The organism is Rhizobium sp. RCC_161_2 (assembly GCF_041355235.1).
Taxonomy (GTDB): Bacteria; Pseudomonadota; Alphaproteobacteria; order Rhizobiales; family Rhizobiaceae; genus Rhizobium.
In genome coordinates this window covers 410,489-429,541 of record NZ_JBFUPL010000004.1, presented here as the reverse complement: position 1 = coordinate 429,541, position 19,053 = coordinate 410,489, and the positions used below count along the sequence as shown (strand labels likewise).

Here is a 19,053-nt window from a genome sequence, read left to right as displayed (position 1 = left end):
GCGGGGTGTCCCATCGGTTGGTAACGCCCACCTGAATCTCCTGGCGACAGTGATGCGTCTAAAGGCGCAGTGTTTCAGTTTGATGACAGTTTGGTGAAAGCCCGGTGACACAACCTGTGGCAATGGAAATGGCCATCCCGAGGACCGCATAAGAAATACCGGCGCGCAATCGAAGCGGCGCCGGTCTTCATGTTTTGATTCAACTGGCTTTGCGGCAAAATCCAAGGCGCCGTCAGAGACGGATCACATAGTCCTTGCGAGTCGTTTCAATAACTTCCCACGTCCCCTTGAAGCCGGGCTTTAAAATCATCCGGTCACCGGCGCGCAGGTGAAAAGTCTCGCCATTCTCGGCGGTTACCACCGAATGGCCGGACAGGATGTGGAAATATTCCCACTCGTCATAGACGATTTTCCATTTGCCCGGCGTCGCCTCCCAGATGCCCGCATAGAGCCCACCATCGGCCTCCTCGACATTCCAGGTGCGAAATTTCGGCGCGCCGGAAATGAGGCGATCATCCGCCGGAGCGCCCGTTTCCGGCTCGATGCCGGCGGTATCCAATCGTAAATATGTCGTCATAAATCCCCCATGCCGATGTGGAAACGCTCGGTCGTAGTGCACCGCATTTGGTCAGCTTCGCGACGTTCAGCAACACCAGGACCTGAAGATCCCGCTATCGTCCGCCTCTTGCAAGCCCGTGTTCGATCAGCCGGTCGACGAGCGCCGGATAGGAGATCCCGGTCGCTTCCATGGCCTTCGGATACATGCTGATATTGGTGAAGCCCGGCATCGTATTGACCTCGTTCACCACCACGCTCATGTCCGGCCTTACGAAGAAATCGACGCGCGCGAGACCTTCGCAGCCCAATGCGCGAAACGCATCCAGCGAGAGTTCGCGGAGGCGCTGGGTGAGATCGGCAGGCAATTGGGCCGGAACGCTGGTTATGGCGCCATCGGCATCGAGATATTTTGCGTCATAGGTATAGAAGCTGTGATCCTTGCCGGTGACGATCTCGCCCGGCAGGGAAACGAACAGCGTACCATCGGTCTGCTCCAGGACAGCGCATTCGATTTCGCGCGCCTTGACGAACTCTTCTATGAGCACCTTATCGTCGTGCTTGAACGCCTCAACGAGCGCCGCACGAAATTCCTCGGCGTTCGCCGCCTTGCTGACGCCGACGGAAGAGCCCTGCCGTACCGGCTTGACGAAGACCGGCGAGCCCAAGGCGCTTGCCGCCTCTTCGAACGACGGGCTATTGCCCGGCCTCACGGTGATCGAACGGGCGACCGGCAGACCGGCGTCGCGCAGCAGACGCTTGGCGATATCCTTGTCGATGGCGGTTGCCGATCCCAGGATGCCGCAGCCGACCAACGGAACGCCGACCATTCGGGCGAGGCCCTGGATGGAGCCATCCTCGCCATAGAGACCGTGCAGGACCGGGAACAGGATATCTATTGCAGGCAGCTCTCGCGCTCCGGTCGGGTCGCTGACGGCAAGAAGACGGCCCTTGCCGCCCGACAGCAGACAGACTTCACGACCAGCATAAGCGACTGAGTTAGGCAGAGTCCCCTCCTCCAGATCGATCAACAACCACCGTCCGTCACGGCTTATGACGATCGGCACGATCTCGTATTTGTCGACATCGATTGCTTTAATGACGTTGCGGGCGGACATGAGGGAAACATCGTGTTCAGAGGACTGTCCGCCGAAGAGGACCGCTACGCGCAATCTTGAGATCATGGTTTTCTGGAGCTCACCGTTTCAATTCGTCGCTAAAGTTGTAGCGGACCAATTGTAACGAAATTGAGATCTCCTCGAGGCCGTGAACTGAGAAAGTAGTGGGCGCTTATCAAACCTTCGCCAGGGCCTGCTCCAGATCGGCGATGATGTCCTTGACGTCCTCGATGCCGATCGACAGGCGCACCACATCTGAACCGGCGCCGGCGTCAGTCCTCTGCTCGTCGGTGAGTTGCTTATGCGTCGTCGAGGCCGGATGGATCACCAGCGAGCGGGTGTCGCCGATATTGGCGAGATGGGAGAACAGTTCCAGGGCCTCCACGAAGCCCTTGCCCGCTTCGTAACTGCCCTTCAGGCCGAAGGTGAAGACGGAGCCTGCCCCCTTTGGGGAATAGCGCTGCTGCAGCGCATGGTTTGGGTGATCCTCGAGGCCGGCATAATTTACCCAGGCCACCTTGTCGTGCCCCTTCAGCCAGCGGGCGACGGCAATCGCATTGTCGGAATGGCGCTGCATGCGCAGCGGCAGCGTCTCGATGCCAGTCAGGATCAGGAAGGCGTTGAAGGGTGAAATGGCGGGCCCGAGATCGCGTAGGCCAAGGACGCGGCAGGCGATGGCAAAAGCGAAATTGCCGAAGGTCGCGTGCAGCACAATGCCGTTATATTCCGGCCGCGGCGTCGACAGCATCGGATAGTTGCCCGAAGCCGACCAGTCGAAGGTGCCGCCGTCGATGATGATGCCGCCCATGGAATTGCCATGGCCGCCGATGAATTTGGTCAGCGAATGCACGACGATATCGGCGCCATGCTCCAGCGGCCGAATGAGATAGGGACTGGCCAGGGTGTTGTCGACGATCAGCGGCAGGCCGTGCTTGTGCGCAATAGCGGCGATGGCCGCGATATCGACGAAGGTACCACCGGGATTGGCGAGGCTTTCGATGAAGATGGCGCGGGTGCGTCCGTCGATCTGCGCCTCGAAGGTGGCGGGATCATCGGAATCTGCCCAGCGCACATGCCAGTCGAAATTCTGGAAGGAATGGCCGAACTGGTTGATCGAGCCGCCATAAAGGCGCTTGGCCGCAACGAAATTATCGCCCGGCTTCAGGATGGTGTGGAAGATGAGCAATTGCGCGGCGTGGCCGGAGGCAACCGCAAGGCCCGCCGTGCCGCCTTCAAGAGCCGCCACCCTCTCCTCCAGCACCGCCTGGGTCGGGTTCATGATGCGGGTATAGATATTGCCGAATTGCTGCAGCCCGAAGAGTGCTGCAGCGTGATCCGCATCCTGAAAGACGAAGGAAGTCGTCTGGTAGATCGGTGTCGCGCGGGCACCCGTCGTCGGGTCCGGCTGCGCACCCGCATGGATCGCCAGTGTGTCGAAACCCGGATTGTTCGTCGCCATGGTCTTTCCTCCGTCAACATTATTATCGTGATGAGAGGATCATAGCGCCTGGGATCTGAAAGGTAACCGCGAAGATTTCCAAGCTCTTCCCTTTACGGGAAAAACTTGGCTCCCTTTCGACGATACCGCGCGACAAACGGCCAGCACCCGAAGATGGGCCGAGCCCTGCGTCAGGCGACCAGTCGCGGATATTCGATTGCCGGGCAGCGGTCCATGACGACCTTGACGCCGGCGGCTTCCGCTCTTGCGGCGGCCGCATCGTCACGCACGCCGAGCTGCCCCCAGATGACCGGCGGGCGCGGCTCGATCATGATCGTCTCCTCGACCACAGTCCGCAGATATTCCGGCGCGCGAAAGACATCGACCATGTCGACAGGCTCCGGAATATCGGCCAGGTGACCAAAGACCCACTGGCCCATGATCTCCTTGCCGGCCTGTCCGGGATTGACCGGAATAACGCGATAGCCCCGCGCCAGAAGATAGGCCATGACGCCATTGCTCGGACGCGCGGGATTGGGCGACGCGCCGACGAGCGCGATGGTGCGCACGGACAAAAGGATATCAGCGATATAGGAATCATCATAACGGTCGTGGTTCATCACGGAGCCTCCCTATTCGATCACACTTGTGTTTTGTCACAAATCCAGAAGCCGCAGCTTCGATTTTGGATGTATATATAAGAATTATAACAGTTTCAGGGAGGATTGCCCCAATGAAAAAAATCATCCTGCTGGGCCTACTGATCGCCACGGCCGCCACGCCGGCTTTGGCGATATCGCGCTACAATGCCATGTCTTTCACCTGCGCCGAGGCCAGGGCGGTCATCAACCGCGAGCGGGCCGTCATCATGCGCTATCCGGCCACCAGAACGCGGAACATGACGCTTTACGATCGCTTCGTCTCAGACAGCAACGCCTGCGACGTCGGCTACTACGCCTATCAAAACTATATGCCGACCAAAGACCAGGCTAATTGCCCCGTCTACACCTGCCGGCCGTCAACCGATTTCGACGACGAGATTTTTCCGGATTAATCACAGCTTAATGAGTATCCAACCGCTCAAAGGTCGTTAAAGGTCGTTCCTCTCTTTCGATTCCGCGTCTGGATTCGAATCAGGTCGAGCGCTGTCGCCATGCCTTGCTTGCCGCTGCTGCAGCGCAAAATAGTTTCCGGTGCATAGGATTTTTAGGCTGTACCCAAAGCGCTTTCAATCACGCCTGCCGCAACTGCCGGGTAAGGTTCTCATGAAATGCGATTTTTGTTCACTATTCATTCAGAGGTGAATTAGTGAGACCTTATAATGGGTTGCGGAACGGGAACCGATTGCGAACGGGCGATATATGCCAGCACATGAACTTCCCGCGGACAATGACCGTGGTTAAAAATCGCTTGTTTTGCAATAAATATTACTTTTTACTGTTTCAGTTGGGAATGCTAGTTGATATCTATAGAAAAAGCCAGGGACGCGCCGATACATTATTGCCGGTGAATTTTGCCTGTTCCCCGATCCGCTTGCCGCCTTTCATGCCAGAGCATACGTGTCAAACACGTTTTGCGAATGATTGGACGGCGCCGGATCGCGAAATCTGTTAACGCTATTTCTCATCGGCATTTTCACAGCGCTTTGGGCATTGATCATTGAAAGCCGTCACAATGCGTTCACTCGACATCCAATTTTTGTTCTCGCTTCATACCCAGGTGCATTAGAAACACCTCATAGTTGCGTGCCGAAAATAGAACATGCAGCGAACGAAATGGGCGGCGGATTTTCCGCGGATCAGTTGCATTGCGATACAATTGAGAAGCATGGCAGGCTCGTCTGTTGCTTTTTGGTGCATTGGGGATCAAATGGCGGCGGGATAACCACAAATTATCAAATTTTTGCCCGCTAGCGTCTATTTCCCTGAGGTTTCCGTGTCTCTCGACGTCATCGCTCTCGTCCTCTTCGGTGCCCTGTTGCATGCGACCTGGAACGCGATCATCAAGGCCGGAACGGACAAGTCGCTGGATGCCGCCTTGGTTGCGGCCGGCGGCGCGGCCACCGCCCTGCCCTTCCTGGCGCTTCTGCCGCTGCCGGCTTCGTCCGCATGGCCCTTCATCGGCACGTCGGCAATCCTGCAATTCGCCTATTTCCAGCTGGTAGCCGCCGCCTATCGCGCCGGCGATATCGGCCTCGTCTACCCCCTGATGCGTGGCGTTGCGCCAATGATCATAGCATCGACCAGCGGCTTCATCCTCAAGGAGAGCTTGTCGGGTGGAGCGATCCTCGGCATCATGACCATCTGCGCAGGCATCATGACGCTGGCCTTCGAAGCGCGGAAGGGTGGCCGGACAGCCATCAAGCTCGCGCTTTCCAATTCCGTGGTGATCGCCACCTATACCTATGTCGACGGCATCGGAGCGCGACTATCGGGCAATTCGATATCCTATACGCTGTGGATGTCGCTGCTGCCGCCGGTGCTGCTGTTCACCTGGGCGATCTCGCAGCGCGGCGTGAACGCGGTCGCCGCCCACGTCCGCTACAACTGGTGGCGCGGCCTCATCGGCGGCGCCGGCTCCATCGCATCCTACGGCCTGGCACTATGGGCCATGACAAAGGCGCCCGTCGCCACCGTCGCGGCCCTGCGCGAAACCTCGATCCTGTTCGCACTGGTGATTTCCGTGGTCATTCTGAAGGAACGATCGAGCATCTGGCGCTACATTGCCGGCGCGATCATTGCCGCGGGCGTTCTGATTCTGAAGCTAGTTTGAGGGCAGAGTTCATCAAGCCGCGGACTGAGCGGGTATGACTTCTCGTGCAATCTGATCGCCATGCTCGCGCGCGGCAATGGCAAGATCATATGCAGACTGCAAACTGAGCCAGAACTGTGCGTCATTACCGAAATATCGTCCGAGCCGCAGTGCCGTGTCTGGACTGATGCCGCGTTTCTCGTTGAGAATTTCCGATACGCGACCGGAATTGATGCGCAAGGCTAAAGCCAGCGCATTGCCTGACATCTGCCGTGCTTCCAGCTCTTCCTTTAGAATGGTTCCCGGATGAACTTCGAACATTTGCCGTCCTCAATGGTAATCCACTATTTCAACATCCCAGGCGTGACCGTCTTCGAAACGAAAACACAATCGCCAGGGACCATTTATGATCATCGCCCACTGCCCCTTTCTATCACCAGAAAGCTTGTGCAGTCCTACGGATTTCAACGGGCTAAGATCATCAAGCGAACGCGCACTATGCAGCATTGCCACGCGCTTTTTTGCTTTATCGATGTCCAAACCAGAAAACTTCGATTTTCCAGTATCGAGGAACTGCTGCGTCGCGCTGGATGCCGAGCTCTTGATCATATCGCTCATCGTACTACGCATAACATATGATGTCGAGCATAGTACGTAAGACGGAATACCCGCTGTAAATAAAGGGCGCGCGCAGATAGAATTTGAAACGGCCTCGATCATATGGCGACGCCAATTGTGTGGTATATAAATACCATACTATTAATACACTGATTTTGCTTGGTAATTTTTACAAGTGTCGAAATCCGTCATATTGACCTTCCCACACATTCGCTCTATAAGCCGCCCCAGATCGCAGTCTTTCCGGGCTGCTTTCTTTTTGGCGTGCGTCTCGCTCGCCAAACCAAGCAACAAGAAACGCCCTGATGCCTTCGGGTCCTGGGTCCTAAAAGAGAGTATACAACATGGCAACCTTCTCCCAGAAGCCTGCAGAGGTGGAGAAGAAGTGGATTCTCATCGACGCCGAAGGGCTTGTCGTTGGTCGTCTCGCTTCTATCATCGCTATGCGTCTGCGTGGCAAGCATAAGGCTACCTTCACGCCGCACGTCGACGACGGCGACAACGTCATCGTCATCAATGCCGACAAGATCGTTCTGACCGGCAAGAAGTACGAAGACAAGGTTTACTACTGGCACACCGGTTATGCCGGCGGCATCAAGGAGCGCACCGCTCGTCAGATCATCGAAGGCCGCTTCCCGGAGCGCGTCGTCGAAAAGGCTGTCGAACGCATGGTTCCCCGCGGCCCGCTCGGCCGTCGCCAGATGAAGAACCTGCGCGTCTACGCCGGCTCCAACCATCCCCATGAAGCGCAGCAGCCGGTCGTTCTCGACGTGGCCAAGCTGAACAAGAAGAACGTAAGGAGCGCCTGATAATGGCTGATCTCTCTTCCCTGAAGGATCTCGGCACGGTATCGGAAGCAGCTGCTCCCGTTCACGTCCGCAAGGTTGACTCGCTCGGTCGCTCCTACGCGACCGGCAAGCGCAAGGACGCTGTTGCCCGCGTATGGCTCAAGGCCGGCTCTGGCAAAATCATCGTCAACGGCAAGGACTACACGGCATATTTCGCCCGTCCGGTTCTGCAGATGATCCTGCGTCAGCCGATCGTCGCTGCTGCCCGTGATGGCCAGTTCGACATCATTGCTACCGTTGCTGGTGGCGGTCTCTCCGGCCAGGCCGGTGCTGTTCGTCACGGCCTGTCCAAGGCTCTCACCTACTTCGAACCGGGCCTGCGCTCGGTCCTGAAGAAGGGTGGCTTCCTGACCCGCGACAGCCGCGTTGTCGAACGTAAGAAGTACGGCCGTGCGAAGGCACGTCGTTCGTTCCAGTTCTCGAAGCGTTAATCGCTTATCCGAGATCGGATTGTGGAAAGGCCGGGTTTTCACCCGGCCTTTTTGTTTTTCCTGTTCTTTTTTGGCGAATGCCACATCGCCATGCAGGCAAAGCGCGCATTTTATGGCAAACTCGCGCATCACCCATGGAGGAGCCTCAGGATGACACGGACGATAGCTGGATTGATCCTGCCATTTCTGTTTGCGATATCGGGCATCTCGCCTGCCTTTTCGGCGGACGCTCCGCAACCGACGACGCAAGAGCAAACGCAGACGGAGAGCATGAAGGAATTCATACAGGCCAATCCGGATTGCAAGGAATTCACCGATCAATGCTCGGTCTGCACCCTCACCGACGGAAAAGCCGAATGCTCCACGCCGCAAATTGCTTGCATCAAGCAGGCCTATCAATGCACGGCTCCAGCCAAAAAATAGCAAAGACGGGAAAAACCTCCATTTGAAGCCCTGCCGGCATGGACGCTTGCGCGCGTCGAGCTAGACTGTGCTTTCAGCGTAACCGAAGGAAAAGTTAGTGCCGAGCACGTCGATCGATCACGCCTTTACAGCAACCAGCCTGACATCCGCGGCCAGCGATCCGACTTTTGCCGGCGCACTCTCCTTCATGCGCCGCCGCTTCACCAAATCGCTCGAGGGCGTTGATGCCGTCGTCTGGGGCATTCCCTTCGACGCGGCAACATCCAACCGGCCGGGAACACGCTTCGGCCCGCAGGCGATCCGCCGCGCCTCCGCAATCTTCGACAACGACCCGCAATACCCCTTCAACCGCGATCTCTTTGCCGAAATGTCCGTCATCGACTACGGCGACTGCCTGCTCGACTACGGCAATCATCAGGAGACACCGACGGCGATCGAGAGCCAAGCGAATGCGATCCTCGATAGCGGCGCCTTCCTGCTGACGCTCGGCGGCGATCACTTCGTCACCTGGCCGCTCCTCAAGGCGCATGCCGCCAAGCATGGCCCCCTGGCGCTGGTGCAGTTCGACGCGCATCAGGACACCTGGTTCGATGACGGCAGGCGCATAGACCATGGTTCTTTCGTCGCCCGCGCCGCTCGCGACGGGCTAATAGATCCCGACCGTTCCATCCAGATCGGCATCCGCACGCATGCGCCGGAGGATTACGGCATCCGTGTTCTCTACGGCCACGAGGTCGAAGATATGAGCGCCGCCGATATCGCCTCTGCTATCATCACCCATACCAGGGGCGCGCCCACCTACCTGACCTTCGATATCGATTGCCTCGACCCGGCCTATGCGCCGGGCACGGGAACGCCAGTTGCCGGCGGTCCGTCAAGTGCGAAAATCCTCTCAACACTGCAGCGGCTGCATCAACTCGATATCAGGGGCGCCGATGTCGTTGAGGTATCACCGGCCTACGACCATGCCGACATCACCGCCATTGCAGGGGCGACGGTGGCGATGTATATGCTCGGTCTCCACGCCGAAAGGCGTGCGGCTGGAAGCTAAGACCAGCTGTTATCATTTTGAATCAACTTCATGGCAAACTGAGTCCGGAAACATTCTGAACCTATTGAAAGAGCAGGAATAAAGAACATGGCACCGAAGATCTTCATCGATGGCGAACACGGAACCACGGGCTTGCAGATTCGCACGCGCATGGCCGACCGCCGCGACGTCGAGCTTCTGTCCATTCCGGAAGCGGAGCGGCGCAATGCCGCCATGCGCGAAGACATGCTGAACAGCGCCGACATCGCCATTCTCTGCCTGCCCGACGATGCATCGAAGGAAGCGGTAAAGATGGTTTCGGCCAACAACAATGTCCGCGTCATCGACACCTCGACCGCCTTCCGCGTGCATCCGGACTGGGCCTATGGCTTTGCCGAAATGGACAAGGAACAGGGCGGCAAGATCACGAGCGCCCGTTTCGTCGCCAATCCCGGCTGCTATCCGACCGGCGCCATCGCTCTTCTGCGGCCGCTGCGCGCCGCCGGCATCCTGCCGGACGGCTATCCGGTCACCGTCAATGCCGTTTCCGGTTACACCGGTGGCGGCAAGCAGATGATCGCGCAGATGGAAAATGCCGATCATCCGGATGCGATCACCGCGCCGCATTTCCTCTATGGTCTGCCGCTGACCCATAAGCATGTGCCGGAAATGACGACGCACGGGCTGCTCGACCGCGCGCCGATCTTCTCTCCGTCGGTCGGCAAGTTCCCGCAGGGCATGATCGTGCAGGTGCCGTTGCACCTCGATAACCTCGCAGAGGGCGCAACGCTGGAAAGCATCCATGCCGCGCTTGCCGCACACTTTGCCGGTCAGGATATCGTGCAGGTCATTTCGCTTGCCGAGAGCCGTGCTCTGCCGCGCATCAATGCCGTCGAACTGGCCGGTAAGGACACGATGAAGCTCTTCGTGTTCGGTACGCCCCGTACCGAACAGGTCAATCTCGTCGCCCTGCTCGACAATCTCGGCAAGGGCGCTTCAGGTGCAGCCGTCCAGAATATGGACCTGATGCTCTCCGCCTAAGACCTCTCAGCGGTACTTTCAATCTTCGGCGGTCGGGATTTCGTTCCGGCCGCCGAATGCATTTGGCGATTGCCTTTCGGACAGGGCGAACGACCCGCCCCAATGGAAAACTCCCCGCCAAACGAAAATTTGATTGTGTGTGGTAATTACGCCACATTCGCTCCCTACGGCCTGTATCAACCATTTCGGGACACGCGGCTATGATCATAGCTCATAAAGCAATTTTCAGGATCGAGCCGGCGTAAAGGAATTGGTTACCATAATTCGGCATGCTTTCCGACAGCCGGCAGAGTGGCGTCCGGACGCAGTTTACGCGTCCCGGCACGGATACTTCTGTGAGCCGGCATGGTGCGTATGTAGTTTGGATCAAGAGTATCATGGCGTTTGCGGCCGAGACGTTCGGTAACATCAATTCCCGTTCCGGGCCTGCGTTGCGCCGGAAAAAATCGTCCGGGATCAGTCCCGGCACAGTGGTCACCGGCATCTCCGTCGTGGTTTTTGCCTGGGTGGCCGCGACCCTCATCACCACGCAATCGATGGTCCTGTCCCTGCCCGGCGCGGATATGTCGGCAGCGGATTCGTTGACGCCGAGGGCGTCTGCTTTCATCGTGCCGCAGAGCCATCTGACGCACCCTGCCCGCCTGGCGAGCCAGACCTTGCCCATGAACCAGCAAATTCGTACAAGCAGCGTGCCGGCCGACGCGCCGATCGGCGGAGCCGGATACACGGCGACAAGAGACGTCGTCGTTCAGCCCAAGGTAACCGCCGCCGATGCGATGCGGGCACAGCTTGCAAGCGCCCTTGCACAACAGGCCTCAGAGTTTCAACAGAAGCAGGCTTCGGCAACCAGCATCAAGGGCGGCCGGCCGGTCGTGGCGGCTTCGCCAGCCACCATCGACCATCTGCGCAAAGTGATCGCCCTCAATTTCGCCAACACCGTGCTGCCGCTGATGCAGGCCAGATATGCCGCCGCCTCCATGCCAACGGCCGCCCCGGCAGATGTCGCTCCGCAGCCGGTCGAAATCGCCTCCGCCGCTCCCCTTGCCAGCATGCCGGCCGTGGTTGATGCCGTGCCGCTGCCCGCAAAGGACACCGACCTGCCGGCTGCGGAGACTTTGCCGGTCGCCGCGAACCTGCCGAGCGTGATACCGCTCGCCCGCCCGGAGCATGTGGTGGAAAAGACGCCCGTTGTCGCCTCAACTGCGCCCGCCAGGTCCAGCAGCGATGACACGGTTGCCGTGGCACCGCCGGCGCATTTGACGGCTTACGCCAAGACGGACGACGATGAAACCAGGCCGAAACCCTTCCTCAACCCCTTCGCGGCCATCAGCCCGCGCGGCGGCAACGGCACCGCCATCTACGATATCTCGGCCGGAACCGTCTATCTGCCGAGCGGCGAACGCCTCGAGGCGCATTCCGGCCTCGGCCACATGCGTGACAATCCCCGCTATGTCGACCGCAAAAACACCGGCCCGACGCCGCCTGAAACGTACAATCTGACATACAGGGAAAGTCTGTTCCATGGCGTGCAGGCGCTGCGCCTGACACCCGCGAACGGCGCCCGCGTCTATGGCCGTGACGGCTTGCTCACGCACTCATACATGCTCAGAGGAGGCCGCGGCGAATCGAACGGCTGCGTGGTCTTTAAGGATTACAACCGCTTCCTGGCTGCCTTCAAGCGCGGCGAATTCAAGCGTATACAGGTGGTGGCGCGTCTGTCGTCGCCGCCCAGCAATATAGCGTCGCGCTGAAGCTTTGCTAAACAAGGGGGCGAGGCGATCATCCGCCTCAGTCCCTCACGGCAATGACCGTCTGACGCGGATATTCGCCATAGAAACCACGCCAGTTGGCGATGGCAAAGCCGAAGACGATGAGGGCACCGGCCTGGTGGGTCAGCGCCAGATGTAGCGGCACCTGCAGGAGCAGCGTCGTAATACCCAGGATCGCCTGGATCAACACCAGCACGAACAGCACGACCGAGCGACGGGCATGGGTCGTCTCTGCCGCGGCGCGCAGCGAGATTATCATGTTGATCGCCACGACGGCAAAGAGCGCATAGGCACCGAGACGATGGACATATTGCACCATCTTCGGGTTCTCGAAGAAATTGATCCAGCCCGGCGACTGCACGAACAGTCCGCCCGGCACCACCGCACCATCCATCAATGGCCAGGTATTATAGGACATGCCCGCGTCGAGACCGGCGACAAGCGCACCGAGATAGATCTGGAACAGCGCCATGAAGGCGATAAGGCCGGCGAGTTTCGCCGAATACCGCGTCGGCGCCGGTTCGTTCGAATGCGGCGACAGCGCGCGTATGAACCACATGCAGGCGGCAAAGATCAGACAAGCGGTGACGAGATGGGTGGCGAGGCGATATTGGCTGACATCGGTCCGCGCTTGCAGGCCGGACGAGACCATCCACCAACCGATCGCGCCCTGCAGGCCGCCAAGCAGGAAAATACCGCCAAGCGGCAGCCATAGCTTGCGCTCGACACGGCCGGTGAGCACGAAGAACAACAGTGGCACGCCGAAGATGACGCCCATGGCGCGGGCAAGGAAGCGATGTGCCCACTCCCACCAGAAGATGCCCTTGAACTCGTCGACCGTCATATCCTTGTTCAATAGCTGGAACTGCGGAATGCGCTTGTAAAGGTCGAACTCCTCCTGCCATTCCTGTGCATTGAGCGGCGGGATGACACCATGGATCGGCTGCCACTGCGTAATCGACAGGCCGGATTCGGTGAGGCGTGTCGCGCCGCCGACCAGCACGAGGGCAAAAAGCGCCAGAAGCACGCAACCGAGCCAGATGCGGATAGCGCGGCGATTGCGGTCCTGGCGGGCCACTTCGTTCAAAACAGCCTGTTCCGACGTCAAATTTGCGACAGCCATAGTATCTCCCTTCATGCGCCTGTTGATTTGCCTGATGGGGGCGTGCAAAACAAGTCCCGGGAGTTTGCGGCATGCCGTCGCGGTATGCCGTCGTAAGAGGAGAGACCAACCCGTGCCCCTTCGCCTGCGCAAATTTGTCGGGATGATTTTGCTCGTCCTGCTGGTGGTGATCTATGCGATCGTGGCGATGATCGTGGCGGTGCGTACGCTGGCCGATCAACCCGGCTGGATGCATTTCCTCTATTTCTTCGTCAGCGGCATTATCTGGGTGCTGCCGGCGATGGGAATCATCAAGTGGATGGCCGGACCCCGCGCCCGATAAACATCTGTTCAAGCCATCGCGGATTAACGCGGGGATAACCGTGATGAGCGGGAAATCCTTCGCATGACCTCACCTTAAATCAAAAATAAGCCACCTGAGCGAAGACTGCACCCGAATGCCGTCCGATCGGAGACATCAGGTGCACAGGCAGAAGCTCGATATCGCCGACATGCCCGCTACGAACGCGGTGCGCAGGGATATTGTGTCCACTACCGAGCCATCGGCGGCGAGCGGCGGCATCCGCGTCGAAGTCTTCGACAATATGACGCCGCTGGAAGCCGAATGGCGAGCGTTGGAGCAGGACGATCTCGCCTCGCTCCATCAGAGCTATGACTGGTGTGCTGCCTGGGCCGAAACCTCCGGGTATCCGCTGGCAATCGTCCGCGGCTCGTTCAACGGGCGCACCGCCTTTATCCTGCCGCTGGAGATCATTCGCTCCAACGGCGTGCGCCGCGCCGAATTTATCGGCGGGCGCCATAGCAACATCAATACCGGACTGTTCTCAGCGGAATTTCTGGAAACCGCAGCCGATGGCATGACAGCGTCGCTAGAGGCGGAGATCGTGCACGCACTGCGTAGCATGGCCGACCTGATGCTGTTGCGCAATGTGCCGCTCACCTGGCGCGGCCGCATAAGCCCCCTCACCTCGCTACCCGCCGTCGAGAACCAGAACCACGCCTTTCAACTGCCCTTCCTCGGCTCCTTCGAAGCGACGCTGAAGCAGGTGAATGCAAAGCGGCGGCGCAAGAAATTCAAGCACCAGAGCCGCATCCTTGATGACAAGGGCGGTTATGAACATGTGATCGCGGGGCCCGATCAACAGGATGCGCTGCTCGACCTATTCTTCCGGCAGAAAGCGGTCCGCTTCAAGACGGCGGGTTTACCGGACGTGTTCCGGGACGCACTAACCCAAACCGCCCTGCACGGGCTGTTGGCGCATCAGGACGTGGGAGGGCACAATACCGCGTTGGAGATGCATGCGCTGCGACTGAAGGGCGAATTTGAGGGGCATATCCCGGCGGTTGCCGCTCTCTCGCGCAAGGGCGATCACGTCATCTGCCAGTTCGCCTCGATCGATGAGACGCTGGTTCCCGAGGCGAGCCCCGGCGAGTTGCTATTCTGGCTGATGATCGAGCGGCTGCATCGCGAGGGCGTGGCCCTCTTCGACTTCGGCATCGGCGACCAAGGCTACAAGCGCTCGTGGTGTCCTATGGAGACTGTGCAGCACGACCTGATCCTGCCGGTCTCGGTAGTCGGCCATGTCGCGGCCTTCGCGCAAAGAGGCGTGACCCGCGCCAAGGCGGCTATCAAGGCCAATCCGAGGCTCTATGGCCTGATCCAGCGACAGCGCGCGCGGCAGGGCATCAACGCCTCTTCGACGGAAGACGCCGACAAGGATTGATCAGGCTGCATACTGGCGGGCGTCGGAGCCACGCTCGACGCGCCAGCCGGACATCAGGATGATATGTTCATAGCCGGCCTTCTGGAATTCCGTCATCGCCGTCATGAACTGGTTTTCGTCGGGTTCCGGCATGGAGAGCAGGATTTCCGTATCCTTGCTGCGTGTCAGACGCGCGACGCCGGAGACGTCGGCGGCACCGCATTCGACCAGAACGATATCATAGGCCGAGCCAAGCGCGTCGAGGATGAGCGACAGGCGGTCGGCGCCGCGCATGGCGCGACCGACATCACTGGTGCCCTGCGGCACAAGATGCGCGTCGGACAGGCGATCCGGGTGAATGGTATCGGCAAAGGCGGCCTCGCCGCAGAGCAGATCCGTCACCCCTGAAAGATCGTCGGATTCGGCCATCAGCTGCGATGGGCAGCCGGTTCCCGTCATATCGACCAGCACGATGCGGCATCCGGCATCGGCGATGGTACGCGCCAGCATCACGGTTGCAGTGGAACCATTGTCACCGGTTGGCGATATGGCAATGGCGAGACGGGAACCGCGGTCGATCAGATAGTCGGCGACCGACTGGATGGAGAAATCCTCCTCATCTTCCGCCTCTTCGGCTACCGCTTGAGGCAAATGCCCGAAATCAACCTGCTCTTCCATCTCGCGCGCCAATGCCTGATCGGCTGCGACGGAGAGCATGCTTGCCGGCACAGCGCTCTGTTGTGCGTTGGCTGCGGTCAGCGGACGAACAGTGGCTTCTTTGCGGACCAGGGCGTCGCGCTCGGCCGGGCCAACCGGACGCAGGGCGCGGCCGCTGAAGAGCTCCATCAGCATGATGACGATGCAGGTCAGGAGAAAGGATGCGAGCGCGGCGACGACGACGATTGGTCCGACCTTGGGGAAATAGGGATCGACCGGCTCGACGGCCTGGGAGACGACGCGGGCATCCGCCGGGCTCGAATTCTTGTTGACGCGGGACGCGGCCTCGCGATAGCGGGCAAGATAGGTTTCCAGCAATTGCCGTTGCGCGGTCGCTTCACGTACCAGAGCGTTGAGGCCGACTTCATCCTGCCCTGCCCGGGCGCTATCGGCCTTCAGCGTGTTCGACTGCGCTACGAGCTGCTGCTCGCGCAACTGCGCCACCTTGGCTTCGCTCTCGATGCTGGCCAGGATCTTCTGGGTCTCGCGGTCGATCTGCTGGCGGATGTCGGCGAGTTGGGCGCGCAGGCTCTTCAGCCGGGGATGCCCTTCCATCAAGCTCGTGGACAGATCCGAGATCTGCGATTCCAGGCTGGATTCCGTTGCCTTCAGCCGCTGGATGGTCTGCGAGCCCGAGACATCGGTCAGCGTATCGGTGGAGCGGCCGGAGGCGAGCGCGCCACGCACAGCCTGAGCGCGTGCCTCGGCATTGGCCCTTTCGCCACGCACCTGCGCCAGTTGACCGGAGATATCGGTAAGCTGCTGCGTCGCGAAGGTATTGGTGTCGCTGGTCTGCAGGAGGCCATTGGCGGAGCGGTAGTCGGCGACCTTCTTTTCGGCCTCGCTGACCTTCTCACGCAGATTGGCGATTTCCGGCTCCAGCCAGCGCGTAGCCTCGCTGTTGGAATCGAGCTTGGCGCCGCTTTGCATCGACAGATAGACCTGCGCCATAGCGTTCGGAACGCTGGCCGCCAGATCCGGATCGCGGGAGGTGAAGCTGACGCCGATAACGCGGGAACTATTGATCTGATAGACCTGCAGCCGGTTGGTGAAGGCATCGAGCATCCGCTCTTCCGGCGCCTTGTCGAGCGAGCTCTTCTTCAGGTGCAACATGACCAGGATGTCGGAAAAGGTGGAGCTTCTGGTCGCCGCGTCGAATTCCGGATGCTCATAGAGCTTCAGATTGGTAATCACCTGCTTGACGAGATCGGCCGATTGCAGGATCTGCACCTGGCTGGCGATGTTGAGCTCGTCCAGCAAGGGAGCCGAGCCGGCGTCGCTATTCTGCGTCGTCGTCGCGAATGCCGGCGCGCGCTGCTCGATCAGAATGCGGGTTTCGCTGCGATATTCCGGGGAGACGACCTTGGCGACGGCAAACGCCAGGCAAGCGCCGGCGAGCGTGATGGCGATGACCCGCAGCCGTCGCTGCCATACGGCGCGAAAGAGCAGCGCCAGATCAATATCAACATCCTGCTGGCTGTTATTGACGCCGGGCATATACAAGAACTCCATAATATAAAGCCAAGGTTAATTGTAAACGACTATAGTAACCCAAGCGTTAATAGTATTTTTGAGTATTACTTTCGAGACTCCTAATGAATGATATGAATTTTTCTTCGCTCTTTACCGACCGTTAACCCTAACGGATCGATAACGGCGACAGTGATTTTCCTCGTCCGTGAGCGCGAAATGTCCTTCGCAAAGCCAAAGATTGTCCTGGCACTCGGCATGGCTGCCGTGAGCGCCGCGCTCAGCGGCTGCAACACCTATCAGCCTGCGCCGAAAGCCTTCAGTGAAGCGACGATCCAGCCCTATATGCTGGACAGCGGCGATCGCCTGCGCGTGACCGTCTTCGACCAGGAAGGCCTGACCAATACCTATACGGTCGACCAGGCCGGCTACATCTCCTTCCCTCTCATCGGCCAGGTCCCTGCCCGCGGGCGTACGCTGCAGCAGCTCTCCGGCCAGATCGCCCAGAAACTTCGCCAGGGCTATATCCGCGATCCCGATGTCACCATCGACATCGACCGCTACCGCTCGGTCTACATCATGGGCGAAGTCGGCCAGCCCGGCCAGTATTCCTACGTGCCCGGCATGACGATCCAGAACGCCATCGCGGTTGCCGGCGGCTTCAGCAGCCGCGCCAACCAGGCCAATGCCGACGTGACCCGCAAGATCAACGGCCATGTCATGACCGGTCGGGTCGGCATTTCGGATCCGGTGCTGGCGGGCGATACGATCTATGTCCGCGAACGGCTGTTCTGACCGTTCCCGATCATGACAAAACCGCTCCGCATCCTCCATTGCTTCAGGTCACCGGTCGGCGGGGTCTTCCGCCATATCCGCGATCTGGCGGAGGAACAGAGCAAGGCGGGCCATGAGGTCGGCATTCTCTGCGACAGCCTCACCGGCGGGGCGCATGAGGACCGGCTGTTCGACGATGTCATGCCCTTCCTCGCGCTCGGCGTGACGCGTCTGCCGATCCGGCGGCATATCAGCCTGTCCGATATGACGACGCTCTGGAAAAGTTATAAGACAATCAAAAGTTTGCGGCCGGATGTGCTGCATGGGCACGGCGCCAAGGGCGGCCTGCTTGCACGCATCATCGGCTCAGTCCTGCGGGTGAAGAAGTATCGCGTAGCCCGCCTCTATACAGCGCATGGCGGCAGCCTGCATTTTTCGCGCACCTCACCGCAAGGCATTCTGGTCCATAGCCTGGAGCGGCTGCTGGAATTCCTGACCGACGGCCTGATCTTCATCTGCGACTTCGAACGCCGAAGTTACGAGCGCAAGATCGGCAAGCCACGGACGCGCACCGCGCTGATCTACAACGGCATCAGCGATAGTGACTTCAGGACCGCCCCCACGCGATCGGACGCGGTCCATTTTGTCTATATCGGCATGTTGCGGGACCTCAAAGGTCCCGATCTTTTTGTGGAGGCCTTCGCCAAGACAGAGCGACGGATCGGCCGCCCCCTCTCCGCGTTGATGATCGGTGACGGGCCGGACCGGGACAAATACCGGACGATGATGATCGAGCGTGGCCTCGGCCAGCGCATCGGTCTGTTGCCCGCCATGCGCGTGCAGGACGCCTTTGCCCTGTCGCAGACCGTCGTCGTCCCCTCGCGTGCCGAGGCCATGCCCTATATCGTGCTGGAGGCGCTTGCGGCGGAGAAAGCCGTGATCGCCTCACGCGTCGGCGGTATTCCGGAAGCGCTTGGCGAGGATAGCGCGGCGCTCGTGATCCCCGACGATAGCGATGATCTTTCACGCGTGATGGCCGAGGCCATTACCGAGACGGATTGGGCTCACCGCATCATGCCCGATATCGGCACAATCCGCTCGGCGTTTTCAGCCTCGATCATGGCGAGGGATACTGTCAACCTATATTACAATATACTTGAGCCAGGTACAGAACGTTAGAATACAAGCGAGTGTTGTAAGCGTTTTTTAGCTCATACCTGCTAGGCGATATCCGGTAACGATCG

At 59.4% G+C, this 19,053-nt stretch carries 20 protein-coding genes; 12 read left to right on the top strand and 8 right to left on the bottom strand.

Annotated features, from left to right (window positions below):
* Nucleotides 1–232 precede the first annotated feature (232 nt).
* From AB6803_RS13845 to AB6803_RS13830, 4 genes are all read right to left on the bottom strand, one after another.
* Complete coding sequence (locus tag AB6803_RS13845) at nt 233–577, bottom strand: cupin domain-containing protein (protein ID WP_371109421.1); 345 nt, start codon at nt 575–577, stop codon at nt 233–235.
* Between the two features lie 94 nt (nt 578–671).
* Complete coding sequence (locus AB6803_RS13840; RefSeq protein ID WP_371109420.1) at nt 672–1,739, bottom strand: D-alanine--D-alanine ligase family protein; 1,068 nt, start codon at nt 1,737–1,739, stop codon at nt 672–674.
* A gap of 109 nt (nt 1,740–1,848) precedes the next feature.
* Nucleotides 1,849–3,132, bottom strand: a complete 1,284-nt coding sequence (locus AB6803_RS13835; RefSeq protein WP_371109419.1) for an O-acetylhomoserine aminocarboxypropyltransferase — start codon at nt 3,130–3,132, stop codon at nt 1,849–1,851.
* Nucleotides 3,133–3,302: 170 nt separating this feature from the next.
* Nucleotides 3,303–3,731 carry a CoA-binding protein gene (locus tag AB6803_RS13830; protein ID WP_153366090.1) on the bottom strand — a complete coding sequence of 143 codons (429 nt, stop codon included), beginning with the start codon at nt 3,729–3,731 and terminating at the stop codon, nt 3,303–3,305.
* A gap of 113 nt (nt 3,732–3,844) precedes the next feature.
* Here AB6803_RS13830 and AB6803_RS13825 point away from each other — a divergent pair, with 113 nt between their 5' ends.
* Nucleotides 3,845–4,165, top strand: coding sequence for a hypothetical protein (locus tag AB6803_RS13825; RefSeq protein ID WP_371109418.1), 321 nt, complete (start codon nt 3,845–3,847; stop codon nt 4,163–4,165).
* Nucleotides 4,166–5,046: 881 nt separating this feature from the next.
* Nucleotides 5,047–5,883, top strand: a complete 837-nt coding sequence (locus AB6803_RS13820) for an EamA family transporter (protein ID WP_371109417.1) — start codon at nt 5,047–5,049, stop codon at nt 5,881–5,883.
* Nucleotides 5,884–5,895: 12 nt separating this feature from the next.
* Here the strand turns inward: AB6803_RS13820 and AB6803_RS13815 are convergent, their stop codons facing one another.
* Together AB6803_RS13815 and AB6803_RS13810 are read right to left on the bottom strand one after the other, a co-directional pair.
* Complete coding sequence (locus tag AB6803_RS13815) at nt 5,896–6,183, bottom strand: HigA family addiction module antitoxin (RefSeq protein WP_371109416.1); 288 nt, start codon at nt 6,181–6,183, stop codon at nt 5,896–5,898.
* A gap of 9 nt (nt 6,184–6,192) precedes the next feature.
* Nucleotides 6,193–6,480 (bottom strand): type II toxin-antitoxin system RelE/ParE family toxin, encoded by a 288-nt coding sequence (locus AB6803_RS13810; protein WP_371109415.1) that lies wholly within the window; start codon nt 6,478–6,480, stop codon nt 6,193–6,195.
* 344 nt (nt 6,481–6,824) lie between these two features.
* Between AB6803_RS13810 and rplM the strand changes: the two genes are divergently transcribed.
* The 6 genes from rplM (at nt 6,825) to AB6803_RS13780 (ending at nt 12,004) form a co-directional block, all read left to right on the top strand.
* Entirely contained in the window at nt 6,825–7,289 is a 465-nt protein-coding gene (rplM, locus tag AB6803_RS13805; RefSeq protein WP_007692724.1) for a 50S ribosomal protein L13, read from the top strand.
* 2 nt (nt 7,290–7,291) lie between these two features.
* Nucleotides 7,292–7,759 carry a 30S ribosomal protein S9 gene (gene rpsI / locus AB6803_RS13800; RefSeq protein WP_007692725.1) on the top strand — a complete coding sequence of 156 codons (468 nt, stop codon included), beginning with the start codon at nt 7,292–7,294 and terminating at the stop codon, nt 7,757–7,759.
* A gap of 150 nt (nt 7,760–7,909) precedes the next feature.
* Nucleotides 7,910–8,182 carry a hypothetical protein gene (locus AB6803_RS13795; protein WP_371109414.1) on the top strand — a complete coding sequence of 91 codons (273 nt, stop codon included), beginning with the start codon at nt 7,910–7,912 and terminating at the stop codon, nt 8,180–8,182.
* Nucleotides 8,183–8,279: 97 nt separating this feature from the next.
* Nucleotides 8,280–9,233, top strand: a complete 954-nt coding sequence (gene speB, locus AB6803_RS13790) for an agmatinase (RefSeq protein ID WP_371109413.1) — start codon at nt 8,280–8,282, stop codon at nt 9,231–9,233.
* Nucleotides 9,234–9,320: 87 nt separating this feature from the next.
* Nucleotides 9,321–10,253 carry an N-acetyl-gamma-glutamyl-phosphate reductase gene (gene argC, locus AB6803_RS13785; protein ID WP_371109412.1) on the top strand — a complete coding sequence of 311 codons (933 nt, stop codon included), beginning with the start codon at nt 9,321–9,323 and terminating at the stop codon, nt 10,251–10,253.
* A gap of 377 nt (nt 10,254–10,630) precedes the next feature.
* Nucleotides 10,631–12,004, top strand: a complete 1,374-nt coding sequence (locus AB6803_RS13780; protein ID WP_371109411.1) for a tlde1 domain-containing protein — start codon at nt 10,631–10,633, stop codon at nt 12,002–12,004.
* Between the two features lie 37 nt (nt 12,005–12,041).
* Here the strand turns inward: AB6803_RS13780 and AB6803_RS13775 are convergent, their stop codons facing one another.
* Nucleotides 12,042–13,145, bottom strand: coding sequence for a COX15/CtaA family protein (locus AB6803_RS13775; RefSeq protein ID WP_371109410.1), 1,104 nt, complete (start codon nt 13,143–13,145; stop codon nt 12,042–12,044).
* 112 nt (nt 13,146–13,257) lie between these two features.
* Here AB6803_RS13775 and AB6803_RS13770 point away from each other — a divergent pair, with 112 nt between their 5' ends.
* Nucleotides 13,258–13,467 (top strand): DUF2842 domain-containing protein, encoded by a 210-nt coding sequence (locus AB6803_RS13770; protein ID WP_371109409.1) that lies wholly within the window; start codon nt 13,258–13,260, stop codon nt 13,465–13,467.
* Between the two features lie 139 nt (nt 13,468–13,606).
* Nucleotides 13,607–14,869, top strand: a complete 1,263-nt coding sequence (locus AB6803_RS13765; protein ID WP_371109408.1) for a GNAT family N-acetyltransferase — start codon at nt 13,607–13,609, stop codon at nt 14,867–14,869.
* On the opposite strand, the gene AB6803_RS13760 is transcribed toward AB6803_RS13765, so the two are convergent.
* On the bottom strand, nt 14,870–17,062 hold the full coding sequence (locus tag AB6803_RS13760) for a GumC family protein (RefSeq protein WP_371109407.1): 2,193 nt from the start codon (nt 17,060–17,062) through the stop codon (nt 14,870–14,872).
* 192 nt (nt 17,063–17,254) lie between these two features.
* Between AB6803_RS13760 and AB6803_RS13755 the strand changes: the two genes are divergently transcribed.
* Both AB6803_RS13755 and AB6803_RS13750 read left to right on the top strand, forming a co-directional pair.
* The gene (locus AB6803_RS13755) at nt 17,255–17,830 is read left to right on the top strand and encodes a polysaccharide biosynthesis/export family protein (protein ID WP_007692743.1); all 576 of its coding nucleotides are present in this window, start codon (nt 17,255–17,257) and stop codon (nt 17,828–17,830) included.
* A gap of 12 nt (nt 17,831–17,842) precedes the next feature.
* Nucleotides 17,843–18,988: a glycosyltransferase family 4 protein gene (locus AB6803_RS13750; protein WP_371109406.1), complete on the top strand. Its 1,146-nt coding sequence runs from the start codon at nt 17,843–17,845 to the stop codon at nt 18,986–18,988.
* The last annotated feature ends 65 nt before the right edge of the window (nt 18,989–19,053 follow it).

Bases quoted from the DNA above. Each gene is read 5' to 3' on its own strand.
- AB6803_RS13845 (WP_371109421.1), bottom strand. From the start codon at position 577: ATGACGACATATTTACGATTGGATACCGCCGGCATCGAGCCGGAAACG.
- AB6803_RS13840 (WP_371109420.1), bottom strand. From the start codon at position 1,739: ATGATCTCAAGATTGCGCGTAGCGGTCCTCTTCGGCGGACAGTCCTCT.
- AB6803_RS13835 (WP_371109419.1), bottom strand. From the start codon at position 3,132: ATGGCGACGAACAATCCGGGTTTCGACACACTGGCGATCCATGCGGGT.
- AB6803_RS13830 (WP_153366090.1), bottom strand. From the start codon at position 3,731: ATGAACCACGACCGTTATGATGATTCCTATATCGCTGATATCCTTTTG.
- AB6803_RS13825 (WP_371109418.1), top strand. From the start codon at position 3,845: ATGAAAAAAATCATCCTGCTGGGCCTACTGATCGCCACGGCCGCCACG.
- AB6803_RS13815 (WP_371109416.1), bottom strand. From the start codon at position 6,183: ATGTTCGAAGTTCATCCGGGAACCATTCTAAAGGAAGAGCTGGAAGCA.
- AB6803_RS13810 (WP_371109415.1), bottom strand. From the start codon at position 6,480: ATGAGCGATATGATCAAGAGCTCGGCATCCAGCGCGACGCAGCAGTTC.
- rplM (WP_007692724.1), top strand. From the start codon at position 6,825: ATGGCAACCTTCTCCCAGAAGCCTGCAGAGGTGGAGAAGAAGTGGATT.
- rpsI (WP_007692725.1), top strand. From the start codon at position 7,292: ATGGCTGATCTCTCTTCCCTGAAGGATCTCGGCACGGTATCGGAAGCA.
- AB6803_RS13795 (WP_371109414.1), top strand. From the start codon at position 7,910: ATGACACGGACGATAGCTGGATTGATCCTGCCATTTCTGTTTGCGATA.
- argC (WP_371109412.1), top strand. From the start codon at position 9,321: ATGGCACCGAAGATCTTCATCGATGGCGAACACGGAACCACGGGCTTG.
- AB6803_RS13780 (WP_371109411.1), top strand. From the start codon at position 10,631: ATGGCGTTTGCGGCCGAGACGTTCGGTAACATCAATTCCCGTTCCGGG.
- AB6803_RS13775 (WP_371109410.1), bottom strand. From the start codon at position 13,145: ATGGCTGTCGCAAATTTGACGTCGGAACAGGCTGTTTTGAACGAAGTG.
- AB6803_RS13760 (WP_371109407.1), bottom strand. From the start codon at position 17,062: ATGCCCGGCGTCAATAACAGCCAGCAGGATGTTGATATTGATCTGGCG.
- AB6803_RS13755 (WP_007692743.1), top strand. From the start codon at position 17,255: ATGTCCTTCGCAAAGCCAAAGATTGTCCTGGCACTCGGCATGGCTGCC.
- AB6803_RS13750 (WP_371109406.1), top strand. From the start codon at position 17,843: ATGACAAAACCGCTCCGCATCCTCCATTGCTTCAGGTCACCGGTCGGC.